At 41.2% G+C, this 607-nt stretch carries 1 pseudogene; it reads left to right on the top strand.

The window, feature by feature from the left end:
* Positions 1-294: 294 nt before the first annotated feature.
* Positions 295-607 (top strand): annotated as a pseudogene (locus BCT81_RS15135) (bifunctional metallophosphatase/5'-nucleotidase); the annotation flags it as partial.

The raw sequence follows: 607 nt of genomic DNA, 5'->3' as shown, positions 1-607 counted from the left end.
ATCCTTTTTTGTGTTTGGGGTAAGTGGTTATGGATAAGCTAGTGAGGCGAACCTGACTTAATTAAACTGAATTTGAAGAGATCAAACAGAGCCACAGACTTTGATATGTGGCGCTGCATATTCGTGTGTTGGTGTAATCCGTTTAGTTACATAAGTTGTTTTAAGATTGTCAGGAGTCACGTTTATTTGAAATATCAAAGGCTTGTATCACTAAAAGTATGACACTAGTCACCCATAAGGTAGGCGCAATTCTATATGGTGGCGTCATACTTTATCCACTACGTGAACATGCAGATGAAAAGACAACTATTATCCAGTGCAATTCTACTTTCTCTTACTTTTCCTACCTTTGCTGCTGATGGTGACATACACGACGTCACGATACTTGGTACTTCTGATATCCATGGTCATTTTATGGCGTGGGACTACGCGTCAGATAAACTCAACACGCGCGGTAGCTTAAGCCAAATAGCGACGAAAGTAGCGGATATCCGTAAAGAGCAATCAAACATTATCCTCGTAGATGCTGGCGATACCATTCAAGGTAACTTCGTAGAAACATTCAAAGATGAGCCCGTTGACCCAATGATGCTTGGCTTCAACCACA

This window comes from Vibrio sp. 10N.261.52.A1, from assembly GCF_002876325.1.
GTDB lineage: Bacteria > Pseudomonadota > Gammaproteobacteria > Enterobacterales > Vibrionaceae > Vibrio > Vibrio chagasii.
Note: the sequence above shows the minus strand (reverse complement) of the source record. Positions and strands in the feature narration are given on the sequence as shown.